Raw genomic sequence first — 19,839 nt, 5'->3', positions numbered from 1 at the left:
GCGCAGAGATCATGCCGGGCCGTCAGACACCACGCCAACCCTGATCGAGGCAGGCCCGGGCGAAGGCCCATCGGCTCCGTAGACCTGGCCTAACGAGCCGGCGGTGCGGGGATCAACGTGTTCAACTCGTCGAGGATGCGGTCGGGGGCGAGGAAGGGCGCCATGTGCCCCAGCCCGTCCAGCGTTACGTATGCCTTGGCCGGCGCCTCGATCCGTTCGATGTACTCCTGTGCCAGTTCCGGTATGGCGTAGGTGTCCTGTGCGCCGTGCAGGAGCAGCACGGGCATCTCGAAGCGGGTGCCGAGGGTCTGCGGGGTGACCGCCATGGTCTCGTCGTACAGGTGCTGCGGGAAGGCCATGACATCGGTGAACAGGCCGAGGATGTCCCGCACGGTGTATCCGGGCATGAGCAGCGCCCGGACGATGGCGACCTTCTGCCAGGCGCGCGCCTCGGGGTCGAGCGCCATGGCGTAGCGCAGTCGCCGGGTCCAGGTCGCCGGGTCCGGATACGGTGGCGGGCCGAGCGCGACGAGCCGGTCGGCCAGCGTGCGGTGGCCGTCCGTGCGGGCTTGGGTGAGCAGGCGCTGGTAGGCGATCGACTCGTTGCGTGGCATGTCGGCCATTTGGCCAAGTCCGACGTAGGTGTGGATGAGGTCGGGTCGGCGGCGGGCCATGCCGATGCCGATCACGGTGCCCTGGGAGTGCGCGACGAGGACGACCCGGTCCTGTCCCAGTCGCCGGCGCAGGTGCTCGACGAGTTCGATGCCGTCGGCGATGAAGCGGTCGAACGTCCAGTCGGCGTCGCCGGCCTGGCCGGCCGCGCGCCGGGTCCGCCCGACCGTGCGCCGGTCCCACTGCACCACGGTGAAGTGCTTTTCCCACGAGGAGTACACGGGGGTGAGTGGGATCATCGAGGCGCCGTGCGCGTGCAGCATCAGCAGCACCGGGTTGGTCCGGTCGGCCCCTCGGATCTGCACCCACTGGTCCACTCCGCCGATTCGTACATATCCGTGCTCGTCGATTCCGTCAGGGGGCGGGGCGAGTCGGTGGGCGGTCATCCGGCGCCGTAGCGCGAGGAGTCCGAGCGGCGTGACGATCGCGGCGGCCACCGCGAGCACTATCCACATCATGGGGAGAACATGACATGTCAAAATCTACCTGTCAATATCTAGGTGTGTATGGTGCGTCGAGGAGGTTGTCATGTCGCTGCGCTATGCCTTGCTCGGGCTGCTCGCCGAAGAGCCGGCCAGTGGGTACGACCTGGCCGGCAAGTTCGAACGCAACCTGCGCCGCTACGCCTGGCACGCCCAGCAGAGCCAGATCTACCCCGAACTGAACCGCCTCGCCGCCGACGGCCTCGCGACGCTCGTCGAGCAAGGCCCGCGAGGACGGCGCACCTATGCGATCACCGACGCCGGGCGGATCGAACTGCGCCGCTGGATACTGGACCCCAACGACGAGCCGATCGTGCGCAACGAGCACACCCTCAAACTCTTCCTACTGTCCACGTTGGACAGCCAAGAAGCCCGGCAAGTGCTGCAGCAGCAGGCCGAGAGCAGCCTCAAGGAGCACGAACGCCTCCGCGCGGCGATCGACGAAGCCAGTCACACCGGCCAGCCCCCGGTCGCGCTCTTCGCCGCCGAACTCGGCGCGCGCTACTTCCAGACGGTTCATGAATGGGCGCTGTGGGCGCTGGAGCGCCTCGACAACACGTAGGGGCGCGGCCGCACCCGGCCCCGCCGTGTTCGGGTGATGATCAGCCGGCGCCCGCTGCCGTCAAGGGCGCTGGCGTGATCAAGTAGCTGGCCGGAGCGGGATCGGCGCCGTGAAGCAGCCGCCGACCCGGGCGGTCGTGTGTCGCCGGATCAGTCGCAGCCGGATCAGGGTCTGCCAGGTGCGGGCGATGTCCGTGGTAGCGAGGACCCAGGCGCGGGCGCGGGCCTCGGCCAGCGTCGTGGGCTCGGAGAAGAGGTTGAGGTACAACTTCGTGCTCTTCGGCAGCAGGAAGATCGGCCCGTCGTCGCGGCGGAACGCGAGACGGCCCGCGGGGAAGGCGCTGCGCGGGACGGCGTACAGGTCGCAGTAGCGGGAAAGGACCGCCGGGTCCGGCTGGGGGATGAACCGGCCGTTGACGACGAACGGGGTGTCCTCGTCCTCGGGGCTCATCTCACGGTCGCGCTCGAGGTGCCTGCGCACCGCGGTGCCGTAGCGGTCGTGGTAGAAGAACGTGTGCGGGGTGTCGACGGCGCCGAGCCACGGCCGGTCGTAGTGCCCGGCGCCGAGGCGCCGCTTGGCCTCGGTGACGTCGTCCTTCGCGGCCTCGGAGATCGGCTCGTCGTACATGAGCGCCGGGGCGATGTCACCGCCGGGGGGCCGGCGGATGTTGGTGATGCCGAAGCGCTCCGGCTGCTTGGCGACGATCGCGCCGGGAGTGAGCACGAAGTCGCCGAGGCCGCCGAAGGTCCACAGGTCGCGGTGCTCCAGCAGGAAGTCGATGGAGTCCATCGCCTCCTCGCGGGTCTCCGTCGGGAAGCCCGTGAAGCCCATCATCTGTACGCCGATGCCCGCCTTCGACATCGCAGTGATGGTCTGGTGGACGCGGTCGGGCCGGGTGCCCTTGTCGATGAGGTCCAGGATGCGCTGGTTGGCCGACTCGAACCCGACCGAGATGGCGGTGCAGCCGCTGCGCTTGAGCAGCGCGCACCGCTCGTCCGACCAGTACTTCTCCAGCCGGATCTCGGCCCCCCACCGGAAGTCCAGCCCGCGGTCGACGACCTGCTCGGCGAAGCGCAGGATCGTGGCGGGGGCGAGCACGTCGACGGAGAAGTAGATGAACTTCGCGAACTTCGACAGCTCCGTGACGTCGCGGATCATCGTATCGACGGTGTCCTGCCGCCACGGGCTCGTCGGGCCGTCGGTGTTGAGGCCGTAGTCGCAGAACGTGCACTTGTTCCAGTAGCAGCCGCGGCTCGGGGAGTAGTAGACGAACGGCTCGGGGCTGAGGTACTGGTCCCATGGCAGGCGGCTGAAGTCCGGCGTCGGGACCGTCGAGAGCTTCTCGTAGTGCAGCATGGGCAGCGCCCGCACGGCCCCGTAGCGCGGATGCAGCCGGATGTTGGGGTGCATCGTCGGCAGCCGTCCCGCGTCCAGAGCCTCCAGCAGCTCGACGTAGGCGGTCTCGCCCTCCCCGACGACTATCGCATCGAGGCTGTCGAAGACCTGGAACACCACGCTGCGCTCGGCCGCGGACTTGAACACGTCGGAGACCTCGGTGCCGCCGGCGACGAGGAACACCCCGGGCAGCCGCTCGCGGACGAGCCTCGCCAGCCACAGCGCGAAGGGCAGCTGCCACTGGTAGGTGATGTTCAGCCCGATCATGTCGTAGCCGCCGCGGGCCAGGCGGGGCAGCAGGACCGTCTCGTAGTACGACTGGTAGGGGCGGTTCAGCCGGCTCAGCAGCGCGTGGTCGGTGAGCGCCTTGGCCGAGCCGACGCCCAGCATCGGCGGCGCCTCGAGGTGGAAGCCCTCGCGGAACTGGCCCGGGAACCCGGTGAGCGACATGCAGTTCTGCCACGCGATGATCCCGTCGACGGCCTCCTGATACTGGCCGTAGTCGTAGAAGCGCTCCGGGTCCTGCAGCGTCGCGACGGCGTCGCGCACGCGCTGCGGGTCCGGGTCGCCGACGCGCAGCATGTGCGCGGCCACGACCTCGGGGTTGAGGGTGTAGTTGCCGTACGTGTGGTAGTCGCGCGGCGCCGCCAGCTCCTGGTCGAGCCAGGCGAGCCCGGCGGGGGAGTAGGAGTAGTGGAACGCCTCGATGTTGACGTCGACGAGGTCGGCCGCGGGATGGCCCTGCGCCCGCGCGTAGGAGTCGATGTAGGACAGCGAGTGGTATCCGGAGGTCGGGTCGGTGACCGGGGGGTACAGCAGGGCGACCTTCGCCATCACGGCTCCATTCTCGGAAACTTGGGGGTGCCGAACATGCGCAGCCCGGCCACGAAGCGCTCCGCGACCACCCGGAACTCCTCGACGCTGCGCAGGCCCCGGTCCCAGACCGCGGTCTCGAAGCCGGCCGCGTCGACGCCCCACGCCTTGGCGAAGGCGCCGTCGATGCGCTCGTCGGAGAAGCGGCGCCGGGTCTGCGGCACGTGCGGGTCGGGCCGCGGCAGCCGCGCGTTGACGAGCTCCGCGCCGGCGATGAACTCCGCCGCGATCCGCCGGTTCTCCTCGGTGTCCAGGGCCGCGGGCAGCAGGTGCCCGGCGATCGCCTGGTCGCCGACGGTGCCGAAGCCGCGCGCCAGCACCCGCAGCAGCCGCTCGTCGGCGTCCAGGCCCGGCTCCGGCGACCACGCGGGGTCCAGGATGCCGCGTTCGCGGGCCGCGTCCAGGGCGAGGCGCTCCGCGCGGGGGTCGGCGGGCGACACCCCGGCGACGGCGGCGAGCGTGTCGCGGCGGTGCAGCTGCGGGTACTGCGGGTGCAGCAGCATCAGCACGACGATGATGTCGTGCTCGCTGATCCACGCGTCGTCGACCTGCCGCCCGGTGCTGCGGACCTGCCAGGCGACGTAGAAGCTCGAGTGCACGTGCAGCGCGGGGTCGTCCGCCGGCCCGGGTGGCGCGATGGCCGCGGCGCTGCGCAGCAGCAGCCGGGCGTCGGCGGCCTTCGCGTCCCGGGGGTGGTGGTGCAGCCAGTCCAGGAAGGTGTCCGAGGCCGGGCCGCCCGATCCCGCGAGCGCCCGGTAGCTGCGCGCCCGGAACGGCAGCGCGCGGGCGGCGTCCACGAGGGACTGCTCCTCCTCGGCGGTGATGACACCGGCGGCGCCCGCGTCGCGCAGGGCGAGACGGATGTTGACAAGCGGCTCGCTCAGCGCCCGGTAGCCCTCGTCGGCCGGGGCGTAGGCCATCGCGACCTCGTCGTCGCCGTCGATGACGCCCTCGGCGTAGAGGCGGAACACCTCGCCGATGCCGCGCATCCCGAAGCGCCACAGCTCGGCCGCGCGCAGCGCGCCCATGCTGCTGGAGCCGGCCACCGCGACGCCGCGTTCGAGCAGGGCCAGGATCTCCCGGTGGCGCACCGGCGCGGCCTGCATGAACAGCCCGTCGATGAGGAAGACCCGGTCGCCGGGGGCGGCGGGCAGGGCGAGCAGGTCGCCGTGCGCGACCGGCGGGTGGACGTGCGCGCCGGGCAGCAGTGCGTGCACGGTGGCGGCGTCGAGCGAGGGCCCGACGAACACGTGGTCGGTCATCGGCCCGGCCTTGTCATCTTGGAGTCGGAGAACATGCGCAGCCGCGGGGCGTACACCTTGCACACCGGCAGTCCGAGGCGCTCGTGGCTGAGGTCGACTGCGAACGGCTCGACGCCGGTGCGGGCGAACACGCGTGCGGCGTAGTCGGCGATGACCGCCTCGATGCTCGCGGGCACCTCGACGGCGGCGCGCAGCGGGCGCATCGGCCGGACCACCGGCGCCGGCGGGCGGGCGAGCGGGTCGGCGCGCTCGTAGATCTGCGGATGCAGGTCGTCGCGCACGCCGGAGACGGCGGCCATCCGCGACTGCACCGCCTCGGCCAGGGCCCGGCCGAGGGCGATCTCGGGCTCGACGTGGCAGCCGAAGCCGCCGAAGATGAGCGGCAGGCTCGGCGACCACACGGTGGCGCCGTAGCAGGGCACGCCGAGGTCGTTGGTGACGTCGCAGACCTCGGTCCAGCAGCCGGCCGCGGCGAGCGCCTCCACGACCGTCACCGTCGTGTCCACTGTGGCCAGTGCCGGGTCGATGTACACGCGGCGGGCCGGGTCGGTCTCGGTGTGCTCGGTGACGCACTCGCGCTCGATGAGCTCCTGCAGCCCGTGCAGGGTCGCCTCGGCCAGGGTGTTGCCGGCGGCGAGGCCGTTGCTTGTCGGGCGGAACAGTACCCGGGCCCAGTCGCGACGGGCCGCGAAGTCGAGGCGGATCGTCTCCAGGGGTACCAGGACCGCGCGCCCGGTGAGCAGGCCGTGCCCGGCCACCCAGTGCAGCACCGTGCGGTCGGTGAGCGGCGAGTGCGCGGCGAGCTGCAGGTCCCGGACGTGGTACGGCAGGTCGAGCTCCGCGGCGCCGCAGCGCGCGACGACGGGCAGGACCGGGTTCTCGGCGTGCCAGGCCTCGGCGGCCTCCATGACGGCGCTGACCTTCGACGTGACAGGGGTCAGGCCGATGCCGAGGCTGACGGTGAGGGTGCGGCTGACGGGGCGGTACGCGGCGTGGGAGGGCAGGCTGATGTCGTCGAGGCCGGTAAGGTCCGCGACCCGGGTGATGCCGAGCGAGGGCAGGAGCGGCTGGACGCGCTCCCAGGTCTGCTCGGCGGTGGTGCTGCGGTATGTGTTGAGACCCCGCACGACGCTCACGGCGCCCTCCCTCCCCTCGGCGGGCCGCCCTGTGCCGGGCGGCCCGCGGTGCCGCAGCGTCAGGCGGACTCGGCGAAGACGCAGAGCGAGATGTTGTTCTTGACGTTGTTGTCGCCCTGGGCGGCCGCCAGGTCGAGCTCGGCGTCGCTGAGCTCGGCGGTGTCGATGAGCGGGGTCTCCGGCACGATCAGCACGTGGGTCTTGGCGCCCTCGTCCCACTTCGCCATGACGTCGGTGCGGGTCGGCAGGTGCTCCAGCTCGCTGCGGTCGAGCACGACGACGTCGCCGGGGGCGACCGGCAGGCCGGCCTGGACGGCGTACGCGGTCGGGTCGGCCACGAGGCGGCGGTGCTCGTCCTCGTCGCGCCACACCGTCACGAGCAGGTCGACGTACTTGCGGGTGAACTCGGTGTGCTCGATGTCGGTCATGTCGGACCCTCATTTCTGTTTGCTGCGGGGAGTGGTGGTTGCAGACGCTACGAGCATTGACGCCGATCGTTGCTGAAAGGCAGAACTCCCGGCCGCCGTGGATGTTTCACCGGCGGCGGATTACATGCTCACGTGCAACAGCACGGACAGCAGCAGGCGGTGCCGGGCTCCAGGCCGGCCACGACCGCCTCCAGCTCGTGCTCGTCGATCTCGACCTCGCCCTCGGACTCCAGGGCGGGCACGAAGAGCACCAGCTCGCCCCGGTCGGAGGCGTTGCGCCAGGCGTCGACCTGGGTCTCCAGGTCGGGCTCGGCGCCGGCGGCGTCGCGGCGCACGGTGACCGGAACGCCTTCGGGCACGGCGATGCCGTATTCGCCGAGCAGGCGGCGGGGATCGCGTTCCAGCAGGGCCTCGCGGGCCGGGTCGCTCCAGACCTCGACCACCAGCCGGCCGTAGGCGGCGATGAACACCGCCCGGTCTCCGGGGTTCATGGGCTTCCTCCCTCTGTGGGATTCGGAAAGCCCCATCGTGCGCCCGCGCGGCGCATTCACGGCCGGGTTCTACCGAGCCGCGCAGCCCGCACGGGAATCGCGGGCCGATCGATGCAATTGATCTTGCATTGGAGGATGTCACTGTAATGAGTACGTTTCACATTCGCCATAGACAATGTCGGCAGATTTTTCCCACCCGAACCGGCGGGTGTTTGAGCCGGTGGGCGATCACTACGCTTCGCATGCACCCGAACACAGTGGGAGGCGTTACATGGCGGCCGAAGGTCTGCGCTACACGGTCGAGGAGCTGTCCGCGAAGGTCGGCATGTCGCCTCGCAACATCCGCGCGCATCAGACGAGGTCCTTACTGGGCCCGCCGATCCGCCGCGGGCGCACCGCGTACTACGACGACAGCCACGTGCGGCGGCTGGAGGCCATCAAATCGTTGCAGCGGCAGGGGTACAACCTCGTGGCCATCGAGGCCATCCTGGGCGTGCGCAGCCCGGAGCCGGTCGGGGAGGCCCTGGATCAGCTGCTGGCGCGCCTCGGGCGGGAGCAGCCCGGCCTGGTCCACGCCCTGGCGCGGCACGGTGTGCTGGTGCGCGGCGAGGACGGCGGCGTGCAGATGGTCCGGGCCCGGCTGATGCGCTCCGTGCTGGGCCTGCACCGGGCCGGCGTGCACGCCGTGCCGTCGTTGCAGGTGCTCTCCGAGGTCCTGGACCGCCTGCGGCTCATCGCCGAGGATCTGGTCCGCTCCACCGGCGAGCGCATCGTGGGGGCCACACCCGCCCTGCGCCCGGGCCCGGCGGTCGACTGGGACGAGCTGGAGACAAAGGCGGAGGCGCTGACCAACAGCATGATCGGCCTGCTCACGGAGGCGTTCCGGGTGGCCCTGGAGAACTTCGGCCCGACGGCTCTGCCGGAGCTGCTGGCCGAGAGCGCGATCGGCGGCACGCAGCTGCGCCTCGAGGGCAGTGCCACCATCGACAACGGCTGAATGCAACTTTCCCCGCATCGTGCAATTCAGCGCAATCAGGCGACACAGGCCTCGTCGGTGGCAGCGCAGTCGGCCGGCGGCGGCTTCCCGCGCAGGCGTGTTCCGGGAACGTGTTCGTTTCGGACAAGGCGGGGCCAGGCCGCGTCGAGCCGATACCGCGGTCAAGCGTGATGGGCGTCGGACGTCGACGCGGCCCTGAGCTCGCCGCCGTCCGGGGCGTGCTCCGGGGCGACAAGCAGCTGACGGCGGGCCAGGCGGTGGAACAGCCCGTCGCGGTCGGCCATCAGCTCCGAGTACGTCCCCTGCTGGGCCACGGTCCCCTTGTCCATGACGACGATCCGGTCGGCGTTCAGCACCGTCGACAGGCGGTGCGCGATGATCACCCGAGACGCCGCCAGGGCACGGGTGCTCTGGGTGACGATCTCCTGGGTACGGTTGTCCAGGGCGCTCGTCGCCTCGTCGAAAAACAGCATCCGCGGGCGGTGCACCAGCGCCCGGGCGATGAGCACCCGCTGCCGTTGCCCGACCGACAGGGTCCCGCCGCCGAACGGGACATTCGTGCCCATGCCCATCGGGAAGCCCGCGATGTCGCCGTCCAGCCCGGCCATCCGGGCTGCCTCCCACAGCCGCTCCAGGGGATACGTGCCGGCGCCGGCGATGTTCTCGCGCAGGCTGCCGGCGAAGAGCATGCCGTCCTGCAGGACCACCCCGCACTGGCGGCGCACGGCCTGCACGTCGAGCTCCGCGAGGTCCTGCCCGTCGTACAGCACCGCCCCGTTGGAGGGCCGCTCGAACCCGAGCAGCAGCCGCAGCAGCGTCGACTTGCCGCAGCCGCTCGGCCCGACGATCGCCACGAACTCGCCCGGGCGCACCAGCAGGGACACGCCGCTGAGCACCGGGGGCTCGTCGGGGGAGTAGGCGAACGTGACGTCGTTGATGTGGATCTCGCCGCGCAGGTCGCCGGGGTCGACCCGGTCGGGCAGGCGCTCGGGGTCGGCCCGCAGCACCGGGGCGAGGACCTCCAGGCGGGGCAGGGCGGCGAGCAGCTCCACGCTGCCGCCGACGACGACGAGTACCGCACCCAGCAGCAGCGTGTAGGCGACGTTGACGGTGTAGAACCGCTCCGGGGTGATCCGGCCCGCCAGCGGCCCGGCCAGCATCGCGAACAGCACGAGCTGGCCCGCGATCGGCACCGCCGTCGCGACCGCCACCAGGACGCTCTGCACGTCGCGGACCCGGTTGAGCTCGGCGCGGGCGCCGGCGTTGGTCTCGGCCCAGCGGCTGAACGCGCGGTCCTCGGCGCGGGCGAGCTTGATCTTCGTGATACCGCCGAGCAGCTGGTTGGTCAGCGCAGCGGCGCGGTGCTCGGCGGGCAGGGCGCGGCGCTGGCGGCGCACGACGAGGCCGCCGAACACCCAGACCATGACCCCGGCGACGGCGATGACCGCGATGACCGCGAGGCCCAGGGGCACGCTGAGCACGAAGATGAACACGAGCTCCGCGGCGACGGTGAGCACGGCGGTGACGGCCTGGGCGAGCAGGCCGCTGAGGGCCTGGCGGACGAAGGAGATGCCGAGCACGGCGTTGGCCAGCTCGCCGCTGCTGGTGGCGCGGAAGAAGCGCACCGGCAGGCGCATGAGCCGGTCCCACAGCACCAGCTGGGTGCCGATCTCGGCCCGGCCCTCCAGCCGCAGCATTCGCAGGCCCTGGCTGACGCCGACGAGCCCGGCCACGACCGCGGAGCAGACCAGCAGCGCGGCGAGGGCGAGGATGCCGCCGGTCCCGCCGGTGTCGCTCACCGAGGCCAGGACCCGGCCGACGACGAGCGGCGTGACCAGGCCCAGCCCGGCCACGACGAGCCCGACGACGAGCAGCCCGCGCAGGTCGCGCCCGCCGCCGCCGAGCCCGAGGCGCAACGCGTCGCGCATCGTCGCGCGCCGGGGCAGCGGGGCCTGCACCTGGGTCGCGGTCGGGTCGTAGGGGGCGGCGGTGGCGGCGGTGAGCGCGGTGGTGGTGCGGGTCTGGGGCTCGACCTCGTGGTACCTCCCGGCGATGAAGCGCATCGGCACGGCCGTGTCGCCGCGCCACGCGACGAGGGGGCCCAGATCATGGCGCCACCAGTCCCTGGGCAGCTTCACCGGCCGCAGGTGCAGGGCGGAGCTGCGCGCGACGGCCTGCACGGCCTCGCGGTCGTCGGCGGGCGGGTGGCGGCGGTCGGCGGGCTCCAGGACGGCGACGTGCTCGCCGGGCACGACCGCCTCCAGGGTCTCGGCGGCGCGGCGGTAGCGGGCGAAGTGGTACTCGGCCTCGTCGTCGGCGACCTTCGCGCCGCCGCCGACGATCCGCAGCGCGGTGCGGGCGGCGCCGCGCAGGGCGGCGGCGTTGACCCGCTTGCGCTCGCCGATCCCGCCGACGAACCGGACCGCGAGGCGCTCGATGCGGTCCTCGATGACGCCGAGCAGCCGCCGCACGTGCGCGTCCAGGGCCGGGCGCAGCGCCCCGGCGGCCAGCAACTGCCAGGTGGTCTCGGTGGTGACGGTGCACGCCCCGGCGGCCACGACCCAGTCGCGCCCGGCGAGCGGCGCCAGCTCGCCGTCGCCGATGGTGCCGGCGGTGCCGCCGTTGTGGCTCAGGCCCGCCCCGGCCGGGCGCACCCACAGCACGTCGGTGTTGCTGGTGAGCGCGTCGCCCTCGGCGAGCGCCTTCTCCCGGCCGGGCTGCACGGTCAGCGCGGCGCGCGGGGTGCGGCCCTCCCGCACGGCGTCGGCGAGGGCCAGCAGGGTCACCTCGACGCAGGCGGCGAGGGCGCGCGCGGCCGGCGCGGTGGCGGGATCGGCGGCGGAGCGCTCGGCGAGCCCGAGGCGCTCGGCGGTGAGGTGACGGACCTCAGTGCCGGGCAGCGGTACCAGCATGAGCCGCCACTGCCCCGGAAGTCCCGTGCCGGGCGCGAGCGAGTGGCGGGGCAGGCGGGCCACGAAGTGCCGTCGCGACGGGGCGCCGTCGGGGCGGGCCCGCACCGCGAAGAGGTCGGCCGGCCCGTCGAGCAGGAACGCGGGATGGCTGCCGCCGAGCGTGACGACGCGTTCGGGTGCGGGCTCGCCGAAGCCGAAGAGCCGCTCCCAGTCACCGTCCACCATGGATATTCCTCCGGTCACTGGTCGCGGACGAGGGACGCGTACACGCCGTCGGCGGCCATGAGCGCCTCGTGCGTGCCGCGCTCCACCTCGCCGCCGCGGTCGAGCACGACGATGAGGTCGGCGTCACGGATCGTGGACAGCCGGTGCGCGACCACCAGGCAGGTGGCCCCGCGGCGGCGCAGGTTGTGGTCGATGAGCCGCTCGGTCTCGGCGTCCAGGGCGCTGGTGGCCTCGTCGAGGATGAGCACGCTGGGCTGGCGGACCAGGGCACGGGCGATCTCCAGCCGCTGGCGCTGCCCGCCCGAGAAGTTCTTGCCGCCCTCGGCGACCTTGCTGGCCAGGCCCCCGGGGCGGCTCGCGACCTCGGCGTAGATGCCGGCGTCGGTGAGCGCCTCGATGAGCACCTCGTCGGGGACTGTCGGGTCCCACAGGGTCACGTTGTCGCGCACGGTGCCCTCGAAGAGCAGCTGGTCCTGGTCGACCAGGGCGACGGTGGCCGACCACAGGTCCGGGTCGACGGCCTCGCGGCCCTGCCCGTCGATGGTGATCTCGCCCGACCAGGGTCTGTAGAGCCCGGCGACGAGCCGCCCGACTGTCGACTTGCCGCTGCCGGAGCCGCCGACGAGCGCGACGCGGGAGCCGGGCGGCACGTCGAGCTCGAAGCCGTCCAGCAGCGGCTTGGTCAGCGGGTTGTACCCGAAGGTGACGCCCCGGATACGCAGGTGACCCTCCATCGGCGCCAGCTGCTCGCCCCACGGGAGGATGCCCGGCAGCGGGTAGTTCTCCACGTCGCGCAGCCGGCTCAGGTCGGCGCTCATGTCCTGCAGCTGCGAGCCGAGCGCGGTGAGGCTCGCCACCGGGCGGTTCATGAGCGAGATGAGACCCTGCATGGCCAGCAGGATGCCGACCGAGAGGCTGCCCGACAGGACCCGGTAGCTGCCCAGGCTCAGCAGCACCGCGGTGTTGGCGGCGGCGAGCACGGCGGGCACGACCGCGAGGGCCGCGGTGGGCACGCCGAGCTTCTGCTGGCCGGAGATGACTGTCGCGGCCCGGGAGGCGAAGCGCTGGAAGCCCTTCTGCTCCTCGCCGGCGGCCTTGAGTGACTCCACCATCTGGATCGTGGTGTAGACGGTGCCGAAGAGCTTGCCGCGGTCGGCGACGAGGCCGGCCACGGCGCTGGTTCGCTGCGCGGAGACGTAGCGCAGCACGGCCATGTTGGCCCCGGAGAACGCCACCGCGCACAGGCCGAGCACGATGTCGTACCGGCACAGCAGCACCCCGTAGGTGACGAGCAGCAGCAGGTCGACGGCGGTGATGGCGACGCGCCGGGTCAGCAGCGCGGCCACCGTGTCGTTGCTGCGGACCCGGTTCGTGAGGTCGGCGGCCTGGCGCTGGTCGAAGAACGACAGCGGGAGCCGCAGCAGGTGGCGCATGAACCGCGCCGCGCTGCCGAGCGCGACGGCGGCCTCGGCCCGCACCAGCAGCCGCTGCTGCAGCAGGCCGGCGAGCACCGTCATGACCACCGCCACGGCCATCGCCGCGACCAGCCCGGCCATCGCCCCGTGCCCGTCACCGAGCAGCACCCGGTCGACGAAGACCGACGTCATCACCGGCATGGTGAGGCCGACCAGCGCGGTGATGACGCCGAGCAGCATCGTCTGCGGCACGATCGAGCCGAGGTTGCGCCAGCGGGCGGCCAGGGCGCGCATCACGCGGTACCGCTGCCCGCCCCGGCGGAAGTCGGGCCCGGGGCGCAGGACGAGCGCGACACCGGTGTACGAGCCGTCGAAGTCCTCCCAGCTCGTCGTGCGCGGCCCGGTCGCCGGGTCGTTGAGGTGCACCCGGCGGCCGAAGCCCTCCAGCACCAGGAAGTGCGCGAAGCGCCAGAACAGGATGACGGGCAGGTCGGTCTTGGCCAGCGCCCCGACGTCCATCTGGTAGCCCTTGGCCTCCAGCCCGTAAGTCCGCGCCGCCTTCAGCACGCTCACGGCGGTCGACCCGTCCCGGCTCACGCCGCAGGTCTGGCGCAGCTCCTCCAGGGGCACGTGCCGCCCGAAGTGGGCCAGGACGATGCCGAGCGAGGCCGCCCCGCACTCGACGGCCTCCATCTGGATCACGGTCGGGGTCTTGACCCGGCGGGCCTTCGGCCGCAGCGGCGCCGTCGCGGACGGCGCGTCGATCACGGCGGTCATCCGAGGAGCCAGGTGATCGGGTGCTCCTCGGCGATCGTGAACACGGCCTGGATCTGGCTGGTGGAGTTGAGCTGGAACGGGGGCGAGGCCTTCGTCCAGTGCAGGCCGCTGGGGGAGGCCGGGTCGATCTGCAGCGGCACCACGACCCGGACCACGGCCCCGCCCGCGAGCAGCGCCTGCACGTCGGGCCCGCTGCCGAGGAACGCGCGCAGCGACTCCGGCGTCTCCGGGAACGCCCCGACGGAGTTGACGACCCCGATCATCGTGCCGAAGACGGTGGACGGCGCCGCGGCCGCCGAGACCGCGACGGTGTTGCCGACCCGCAGCAGCGGCGCGGAGCTGGCCGGGACGAACACGACGGCCTGCAGCGCGTCGCCGGGGGCGTCGAGGCGCTCCATCTCGGCGACCCGGGTGCCGGGCTGCACGAGCTGGCCCTCGTTGATGGCGAGGCTGACGACGTAGGCGTCCCAGGGCGCGCCGACGGTCTCCACGGTGCCGTCGGCCTTCTGGGCGCTGTAGATCGGGGTGCCCTTGGCGACGCGCACGGTCGCGGCCGTCCACACCTTCACGATCTGCCCGCTGGCGGTCGCGTCGAGGCCGGAGACGCCGTTGGAGTGCACGAGGACGCCGGCGGCGCGCACGGTGCGGGCCACGGTGCCGTACACCGCCCATGTCCCGGTCGCCGCGATGGTCATGATCAGCGCGATCGTCAGCAGCCACCCGGGGACGGTGGCGAGCCGGACGACGTCGTCGAGCTCCTCGGGCGCCTCGAGCTGCTTGAGCGCCTGCCGGCGGAACATCATGGGCGGACCCTCGATCCGAGAAGGAAGTCGGCCACGCTCGGCTCCACCAGGGGGTCGAGGCCCGACAGGGTGGCGAACGCGGCGGAGTCGCCGGCGCCCAGGGCACACGGGGCCAGGCCCATCGCGGCGGCGACGAGGTACATGAGCTCCGTCATGATCCCGCAGTTCTTGAGGATCATCGCGTACCCGAGCCCCTCGTACTTCCACATGAGCCGCTGCACCCGCGCGGTCACGACGAGCAGCACCTGCGGCGGCCGGGTCAGCGACGCCGCCGCGGCCGCGTAGCCCAGCAGCCGCTCGGCGGCGGCGTCACGCGGGGCGACCCGCTCGAGGCGGTGCTCGACGCCGTCGTAGTGATACAGCCCGGCGTCGATCCCGGCGCAGGCGGTGACCATCGGGTACAGCTCCAGCTCGCACAGGCCGCCGCCGCTGGGGTACGGCCGGCGCCCGACCTCGTGCCCGTCGAGCGTGCGGATGTCGGTGGTGTGCTGGACGCGGTACAGGAACTCGCCGAGCTGCGCGAGGGTGATCGGGTGCTCGTCGTCGTGCTCGCGGACGGTCCGCCGGGCGGCGAGGACGTCGCCGAACGACGGTCCGGGCCGCGCCTCGGGCACCGTGAGGGCGACCGACGGGCGGCCGGGGAAGCTCGCGTGCAGGGGTGGGGCGGGGAAGCGGCCCGTGAAGCGGTAGGTGCCGCCGATCGGCAGCGCGTGCCGCCCGGGCCGGGACCGGCCGTGCACGCCGAGGTCCTCCGGCGACCACAGGGCCTGCGGCGGCTGGGCGCTCTCCGCGGCCCGGTCCGCGGCGGAGACGACGACCCGGGCGGCGAGCAGCTCGTCGAGGACTCGCCCGGCGGCGACATCGTCGATGCCGGCCGCGGCGGCGAATGAGGCCGCGTCGCAGCCGTCCTGCGCCGCGGCGGCCAGCAGCGCGCCGAGCACGCGCGGGTCGGGCAGGCCGATGTCGACAGTGGACAGCGGGGTGCCGGCGACCATCCGGCCGTCCTGGGCGCGCAGGGCGGCGAAGCGGGAGAGCCGGTACGCGCAGCCGGGCTGGTGGCGCCGCTCCGGCTCGGCCCCGGCCTGCCCGAGGCCCTGGGGCATGACCTCCAGCAGCGGCCGGTCGCCGAGTGCGATGCGCCGGTCGAGCCAGCAGTGCATGACGAGCCGGCGCAGCAGTACCTGGGTGCGCATGATCTGGGCCTCGCCCTCGATCTCGCTGACCAGGCGGTTGGCGTCGAGGTGGCTGACCCAGTGCTCGGCGAGGCGCAGGAGCAGTGCGCGCCGCCCGACGCCGGGCTTGGCCATGACGAGCTCGAAGCGGCTCTGGCGCAGGATGAGGCCACCGCCGTCCGATGCGGAAAGCGTGGCGTCGCGGCGCAGGCGCATCGACTCCGATAATCCGGTCGGCCGCTTGACGGGGACTTGTGCCAGTACCATCGCCGCTCCCAAGATTGTTTCAGAAGAACACGCTGAGCGGGTTCATGGCCGACTCGTCCGCCGCCCGGCCGGCCCGGCCGAGCTGCGCGGGGACGTCCCAGAGGCGGCCCGGACCGAGGCGCCGCCAGAAGTGCCGCAGGCCCGGTACGACCACCCGGGCGACCCGCAGCCCGAGGTCGGCGCGGGACTGGTCGAGCACGATGGTGTCCAGGCCCTTGGCCTGCAGTGTGGTCACGATCGCCCGCACGTCCTGGGCCGCGTCGCCGCTCGCGGACGACAGGTGCGTGCGGACCGTCGACGGTGCGGCGTCCGAAGGGGACAGCCAGGGCTGCTCGGCGATGCGCGCGGTGGTGAACCAGGCGAGCGTCTCGGCGTCGGAGACCGCGTAGCGCTTCCCGGCGACCATCGGCAGGAACTGGTTGACCTCCGACAGCGCCCGGCTCAGCGCCACCGCCGGGTCGGGGTGGGCGCCGAAGCCGACGAGGATGTCTTCGGCGGCCCGCCCCGGCCGCGGGGAGACCGCCGCGTACACCGGCACGCCCAGGTCGGCGCTCAGGTCCAGGGCCCACAGGCCACGCCCGAGCTCACGGGCGTAGAACGCGGTGAGCGCGTCGATCCAGGGGTCGGCGAAGGAGGCCAGGTCGACGCCCGGCAGGCGGCTGCGGTGATACCACCACAGGGCCACGGCGTCGCGCTCGATCAGCTCGCACAGTCCCTGCAGGACTGCTTCCGGAAGGCTCGCCCCGGCCGCGCAGCCGTTGGAGTCGGCCCCGCACACGTCGGCGTCGGCGAGATCGGGGTGGCCGTACCAGCAGTAGGCGGCCGGCAGCCCCCGCGGCTCGTCGTGGGTCAGCGACCACGCCTGTGTCCAGTCGATCGCGCGGTCCTCGGTGAGCCGCCGTGGGACCCGGTGGAAGTGGCCCCTCGGCTCGCGCCTGTCGTACTGCTCCTCGGAGAAGAGCAGAAGGTCCCGCGGGTGTACCGCGTGAGCCGTCTCGGCGAACCGCGCCCGCGTCACCGGCTGCTCGCCGCGCCACACGCCGGCGTAGCGCTCGATGGCCTCGCCGATCGCCGACACCTTCGCCTGCACCTCGGTGCGCCCCTTGCCGCCGGAGAGCCCGCGCAAATTGGTGCGCAGCATCGCCGGCCCGCGGGGCAGGGCGAAGTTGTGGCCGGCGCCGTAGCTGTACGTGAGCCCGTTGTGGTAGTCCTCCATCGGCTCCAGCCGGGTCACCACCCCCAGCACCCGGTCCACGTGATGGGCCAGGCGCCGGTAGGTGGCCTCGGCCGCCGCCGCCCGCGACCCGCCGTCGGCCGTGACCGCGACCGGGCTCGGCGCGAGCTCGACGCGCGGGTTGCCGGACGGCGGCGTGCCGCAGGCGGGGCAGTGCGGCCACCGCACCAGGTCGTGCCCCTCGCCGGTGAGCGCGACCGTGTCGTAGGTGAGCATCCGCCCCGTCAGTGCGCCACGGCCCGTGAGCGCGATGCGGGGCAGCTCGGCGGCGAGCAGGCCCGCGGCGATCGCCACGGTCGCCGGGATGCTCGCCACGGCCGGGTCCACGACGTTGCCGAGGTAGGCCAGGACCGGCTGGTTGTCGCTCCAGCGCCGCTGCAGGCACTCCCAGCACCCGGTCTCGCCCGGCACGAAGTGCGGCCCGACGAGCAGGACCGTCCCGTGCGGGCGGATCATAGTCCACGACGTCCCGGCGGCGAGGTGCCCGGCATTGACGGCCCGCAGCCGCGGGTCGGCCGGGTCACGCACCACGACGACCGCCGGCCCGTCGGCGCCGGGCTTGATCCCCAGGGCGGGCAGCTGCGCCTCGAGGGCCGCGAAGTCCGGCGCCCCGGCGTCCACGAGGTGCACCGGCTGCGGCTCGGCGGCCCGGTCCGGGTCCACGCCGCGCGCGTCCCAGGCGGCCGCGGCGGCCACGGGGGCGGCGGTGGCGCCGTCGGCGAGCAGCCCGAGCCGGGTCAGCAGGCGAAGGGCAAGAGCGATCTTCTTGCGGGGGTACGCGCCGGCAAGGCCCTCGACGACCGCGGCGGTCTCGGTGTGCCCGTCGAGCCGGCCGGCGAGCGCCGCCGCGATCGGGTCCTCGATGAGCAGGTGCCGGTGCTCGCCCGCCACGACCAGGTAGTCCCCGCCCGCGGCCGTGAGGCGCACCGGACGGTAGTCCGCTCGGAATCTGGGACGCCGCATCGGCCATCTCCTTGGTGGTGGGCACTCAGTCTGAGGAGGTGGCGGGCCCGCAGGCCATCGATGGCACGGATTCAGGCGGTCGTCAGCGCCGTCGGGGCGTCGCCGAGGCCCAGCAGCGTCGCCGGCTGCCCGGCGGCGGAGGGCACGAACAGCAGGAACACCTGCACCCGGGAGATCGTGATCCGGTCGCCGGAGACGGCCTCGGACTTGCCCAGCCCCTGCAGGTCCGGGCTCTGCGGCACGAGCGTCGCGGGCTTGCCCGGGCTGCCCGCGACCGTGTCCGCGGCCCGGACGGTCAGGAACGTGAACACCCCCGAGTCGGTCCTCGCCGCGCACTGCGACCACTCCGCCCCGCGCAGCTCCCGCTTGGCGCTCATGCCGACGGCACCGAGCTGCTGCTGATACACGGCCCACCCGGCGGCGAACTGCCGGTCGAGCAGGTTGCTGGAGGCCAGCACGGTCAGCGCCGCGGTGCCCGCCCCCGTCGTGCGCGCGAACACCTCGTTCTGCAGCTCGGTGCGCCGCTGCTCGTCAAGCACGCTCGTGGTCGGCACCGCGGGGCGCCCGGCGAGCGCGCGGGCCTGGGTGGCGGTGGCCTGGCTGACGCTGACATTGTGGCTGGCCTTCCACCCGCCCCCGTCCTGGCGCACGAACTGGGTCACGTCGGCGAGCGCCTGCTCGGCGCCGCTGACCTGCAGCCCCGCCACGACCAGGAAGCACGTGGCGTCCCCGGCCGGGATGGCGAACCCGGGCTGGGTGTGCCGAAATCCCGGCGGCGTACGCTTGGCGGCCTTGGCCCGGTTGGCCGCGGCGAGGCTGATGTCCAGCGACGGCGGCACCTCCTGCGCCTTGAGGCCGGCCGGGTCGGCGGCGCTGGACGCGGCCGAGTCCGACTGGTCGAACGCGGCCACGACCGCCTCCGCGGCCGCGACGGCGAGCCCGGGCTGCGGCGCCGCGCCGGCCGGCGTACCCCCGGCCGGGTCGACCTTCGCACACCCGGCGACCGCCGAGGCCAGCGCCACCGTGAGTACCCCCGCCATGACCTTGTTCATGCCCCGAGTATGTGGCGCAGCACGGCCCACCGATGACGACGGCCGTCGATGCTGCCGAGATACGCGCAGCCGTCGCACGGTTCCGTGCAATCGTCAGCCGAGCGCGCCCAGCCCTTTGCTCCGGCATACTCGGTCGGTGAGCGATGGTCTTGCGGTTCCGCCCGGGCTCAGCAGCCTCATCGAGAGCGGGCTCTGGCCGACGATCGACTCCGCGCATGCGCAGAACCTGCGCCCGTTGGCAGCTCTGGAGGACATAGATCGACTCGCGCCGAGCGAGACCTCGCTCTTCTTGTACCCGCCGCCGTTCCAAACGCTGGCCAGCAAGATCCGCAAGAGCCGCAGATTCTGGGCCGAATACGGTGCCCTGGATGAGATCGATCCTGAACTCGCCCTGGTCATCGGTGACTTCGGGTTGGGATCAGACGCGGCCATCGTTCTCGACTATCGACGCAACCCCAGCGAGCCCCCGGTCCTGCGTCTGGCCTGGGGTCATGACGGCAGCCACTGGGTCGAAGCCGCATCGGACTTCGGGGAGTTCGCACGACTGCTGCGACTGGGTTGAGCCATCCGCCCATCGGCCGATAATGATGATTACGAACGTGGTTCGACCGACGTTCCTTCAGGCCGCCACAAGCATTGACCGACCGAGCAAAAGGGGTCCGCGAAATCACCTCGCCTTCGGCTCGAAGATGCAGGCGGTATGCCCGTGTCGAGGGCCGAG

The 19,839-nt window shown here is 72.8% G+C and carries 15 protein-coding genes; 3 read left to right on the top strand and 12 right to left on the bottom strand.

What is annotated here, in order from left to right; all coding sequences use genetic code 11:
* Positions 1-89: 89 nt before the first annotated feature.
* A complete protein-coding gene (locus Dvina_RS40935) occupies positions 90-1,130 on the bottom strand; it encodes an alpha/beta fold hydrolase (RefSeq protein WP_223095529.1) in 1,041 nt (346 codons plus the stop codon).
* 70 nt (positions 1,131-1,200) lie between these two features.
* Between Dvina_RS40935 and Dvina_RS40930 the strand changes: the two genes are divergently transcribed.
* On the top strand, positions 1,201-1,716 hold the full coding sequence (locus tag Dvina_RS40930; protein WP_223095494.1) for a PadR family transcriptional regulator: 516 nt from the start codon (positions 1,201-1,203) through the stop codon (positions 1,714-1,716).
* A 78-nt stretch (positions 1,717-1,794) separates the two neighbouring features.
* Here Dvina_RS40930 and Dvina_RS40925 read toward each other — a convergent pair whose 3' ends face one another.
* The 5 genes from Dvina_RS40925 to Dvina_RS40905 form a co-directional block, all read right to left on the bottom strand.
* Positions 1,795-3,945, bottom strand: a complete 2,151-nt coding sequence (locus Dvina_RS40925; RefSeq protein ID WP_223095492.1) for a B12-binding domain-containing radical SAM protein — start codon at positions 3,943-3,945, stop codon at positions 1,795-1,797.
* Positions 3,945-5,246: a TfuA-like protein gene (locus Dvina_RS40920; protein ID WP_223095490.1), complete on the bottom strand. Its 1,302-nt coding sequence runs from the start codon at positions 5,244-5,246 to the stop codon at positions 3,945-3,947. The genes Dvina_RS40925 and Dvina_RS40920 overlap by 1 nt, the downstream gene beginning before the upstream one ends.
* The gene (locus Dvina_RS40915; protein WP_223095488.1) at positions 5,243-6,382 is read right to left on the bottom strand and encodes a YcaO-like family protein; all 1,140 of its coding nucleotides are present in this window, start codon (positions 6,380-6,382) and stop codon (positions 5,243-5,245) included. The genes Dvina_RS40920 and Dvina_RS40915 overlap by 4 nt, the downstream gene beginning before the upstream one ends.
* A gap of 59 nt (positions 6,383-6,441) precedes the next feature.
* Positions 6,442-6,810 carry a hypothetical protein gene (locus Dvina_RS40910; RefSeq protein ID WP_223095486.1) on the bottom strand — a complete coding sequence of 123 codons (369 nt, stop codon included), beginning with the start codon at positions 6,808-6,810 and terminating at the stop codon, positions 6,442-6,444.
* 128 nt (positions 6,811-6,938) lie between these two features.
* Complete coding sequence (locus Dvina_RS40905; protein ID WP_223095484.1) at positions 6,939-7,301, bottom strand: hypothetical protein; 363 nt, start codon at positions 7,299-7,301, stop codon at positions 6,939-6,941.
* 271 nt (positions 7,302-7,572) lie between these two features.
* Here Dvina_RS40905 and Dvina_RS40900 point away from each other — a divergent pair, with 271 nt between their 5' ends.
* On the top strand, positions 7,573-8,298 hold the full coding sequence (locus Dvina_RS40900; RefSeq protein WP_223095482.1) for a MerR family transcriptional regulator: 726 nt from the start codon (positions 7,573-7,575) through the stop codon (positions 8,296-8,298).
* A gap of 161 nt (positions 8,299-8,459) precedes the next feature.
* Here Dvina_RS40900 and Dvina_RS40895 read toward each other — a convergent pair whose 3' ends face one another.
* The 6 genes from Dvina_RS40895 to Dvina_RS40870 form a co-directional block, all read right to left on the bottom strand.
* Positions 8,460-11,435 (bottom strand): ATP-binding cassette domain-containing protein, encoded by a 2,976-nt coding sequence (locus Dvina_RS40895; RefSeq protein ID WP_223095480.1) that lies wholly within the window; start codon positions 11,433-11,435, stop codon positions 8,460-8,462.
* A gap of 14 nt (positions 11,436-11,449) precedes the next feature.
* Positions 11,450-13,627: an NHLP family bacteriocin export ABC transporter peptidase/permease/ATPase subunit gene (locus Dvina_RS40890; protein WP_223095478.1), complete on the bottom strand. Its 2,178-nt coding sequence runs from the start codon at positions 13,625-13,627 to the stop codon at positions 11,450-11,452.
* Positions 13,624-14,430, bottom strand: coding sequence for an HlyD family secretion protein (locus Dvina_RS40885; RefSeq protein ID WP_223095476.1), 807 nt, complete (start codon positions 14,428-14,430; stop codon positions 13,624-13,626). The genes Dvina_RS40890 and Dvina_RS40885 overlap by 4 nt, the downstream gene beginning before the upstream one ends.
* A complete protein-coding gene (locus Dvina_RS40880; protein ID WP_223095474.1) occupies positions 14,427-15,818 on the bottom strand; it encodes a SagB/ThcOx family dehydrogenase in 1,392 nt (463 codons plus the stop codon). The genes Dvina_RS40885 and Dvina_RS40880 overlap by 4 nt, the downstream gene beginning before the upstream one ends.
* Positions 15,819-15,888: 70 nt before the next feature.
* Positions 15,889-18,066, bottom strand: a complete 2,178-nt coding sequence (locus tag Dvina_RS40875) for a TOMM precursor leader peptide-binding protein (RefSeq protein WP_223095472.1) — start codon at positions 18,064-18,066, stop codon at positions 15,889-15,891.
* Positions 18,067-18,137: 71 nt separating this feature from the next.
* Positions 18,138-19,118, bottom strand: coding sequence for a hypothetical protein (locus Dvina_RS40870; RefSeq protein WP_223095470.1), 981 nt, complete (start codon positions 19,116-19,118; stop codon positions 18,138-18,140).
* Between the two features lie 136 nt (positions 19,119-19,254).
* Here Dvina_RS40870 and Dvina_RS40865 point away from each other — a divergent pair, with 136 nt between their 5' ends.
* A complete protein-coding gene (locus tag Dvina_RS40865; protein WP_223095468.1) occupies positions 19,255-19,680 on the top strand; it encodes an SMI1/KNR4 family protein in 426 nt (141 codons plus the stop codon).
* Positions 19,681-19,839: the final 159 nt, after the last annotated feature.

This window comes from Dactylosporangium vinaceum (assembly GCF_019904175.1).
Classification (GTDB): domain Bacteria; phylum Actinomycetota; class Actinomycetes; order Mycobacteriales; family Micromonosporaceae; genus Dactylosporangium; species Dactylosporangium vinaceum.
This window is presented reverse-complemented; position numbering and strand designations above follow the sequence as displayed.